This is a genomic window from Halorubrum sp. SD612, from assembly GCF_002135005.1.
The window spans coordinates 1-1,899 of the sequence record NZ_NEWI01000303.1; the positions used below are offsets into that span (position 1 = coordinate 1).

The following is a 1,899-nucleotide window of genomic DNA, read 5'->3' on the forward strand; positions in this document are numbered from 1 at the left end:
ACGAGGCGCGGCCCTCGGTGGCCGAGCGGATGTCGGAGGAGAACCCGATCATCTCCTCGACGGGCGCGATGCCCTCGACGACCATGAGGTCGCCCTCCTGGTACATGTCGTCGACGCGGCCGCGACGGCCCTGGATCTCGCCGGACGCGGCGCCCATGTGTTCCGAGGGCACGTCGATCCGGACGTCCTGGATCGGCTCCAGCAGGCGGACCTCGCCGTCGATCAGCGCGCGGTGGACCGCGTCGCGGACCGCCGGGATGACCTGCGCGGGCCCGCGGTGGATGGTGTCCTCGTGGAGCTTCGCGTCGTGGAGGCGGAACAGCGACCCCTGGACCGGCTCGGCGGCCAGCGGGCCGTCGTCGAGCGCTTCCTGAAGCCCCTCAAGGACGAGCTCCATCGTCTCGTTGAGGTGCTGGATACCCTTCGTGTCGTCGATGAGGATGTTGGTCCGGTGGATGTCCTCGACGTTCTGCGAGGTGTCCTTGTCCATGCCGGCGTCCTGTAGCGCCTCGCGGCGCTCCAGTTCGGGCATGTCCATCGAGACCTCGCCGAGCTGGATGGCGTCGACGATCTCCTGGTCCATCGGCTCGACGGTGATGTAGAACTTGTTGTGCCGGTTCGGCGACTGCCCCTCGACCTCGCGGGAGTTCTCCTGAGGCTGCTCGCGGAACACGACGATCGGTTCGCCGGTGATGACCGGGATGCCCTGGTTGTCCTGGATCCGCTGGGTGATCACTTCGAGGTGGAGCTCGCCCTGCCCGCTGATGAGGTGCTCGCCGGTGTCTTCGTTGATCTCGATCTGGATCGTCGGGTCCTCCTTGGCGACCTGCTGGAGCGTCTCGATGAGCTTCGGCAGGTCGTCCATGTTCTGGGCCTCGACGGACTTCGTGATGACCGGCTCGGAGATGTGCTCGATCGACTCGAACGGCGTCATCTCCACGGAGGAGACGGTGGAGCCGGCGATGGCGTCACGCAGACCGGTGACCGACGCGATGTTCCCCGCCGGGACGCGGTCCACCTCCTCGCGCTCGGACCCCATGAAGAGGCCGACGCTCTGGATGCGGTTCTTGCCGGCGGTCCCGGAGACGTACAGCTCCTGACCCTTCTCCAGCGTGCCGGAGAAGACGCGGCCCGTCGCGATCTCGCCCGCGTGCGGGTCCATCGAGATGTCGGTGACCATGAAGACGACCTCGCCGTCCTCGTCGACCAGCCGCATCGTGTCGGCCAGGTCGGACTCGGGGTCGCCGCGCCAGATGCGCGGGACGCGGCGGGGCTGCGCGTCGACCGGGTTCGGGAAGTGCTCGCAGACCATGTCGAGCACGACGTCCGACAGCGGCGTCCGCTCGTGGAGCTCCTGCCGCTTGTCGTTCTGTTCGAGCTCCATGATGTCGCCGAAGTCCATGCCGGTCCGCTGCATCGACGGCATCGAGACGCCCCACTTGTACAGCGCGGAGCCGAACCCGACCGTCCCGTCCTCGACGGAGACGGTCCAGTCCTCGGGGATGTCGTCCATGTTCTCGGCCATCCCGCGGATGAGCTCGTTGACGTCGGCGATGACGGCCATCAGCCGTTCCTGCATCTCCTGAGGCCCCTCCTGGAGCTCGGAGATGAGGCGGTCGACCTTGTTGATGAACAGCGTCGGCTTCACGCCCTCGCGGAGCGCCTGCCGGAGCACCGTCTCCGTCTGGGGCATCGCGCCCTCGACGGCGTCGACGACCACCAGCGCGCCGTCGACCGCGCGCATCGCGCGGGTGACGTCGCCCCCGAAGTCGACGTGGCCCGGGGTGTCGATGAGGTTGATGAGGTGGTTGGTGTCCTCGTACTCGTGGGTCATCGAGACGTTCGCCGCGTCGATGGTGATCCCGCGCTCCTGCTCGTCCTCCTTCGTGTCCATCGCGA

General features: G+C 67.6%; 1 protein-coding gene. It reads right to left on the reverse strand.

Annotation, left to right across the window (positions count from 1 at the left end):
• The coding region (locus B9G38_RS16695) for an elongation factor EF-2 (RefSeq protein ID WP_086221119.1) at positions 1-1,899 on the reverse strand (1,899 nt) is incomplete at both ends.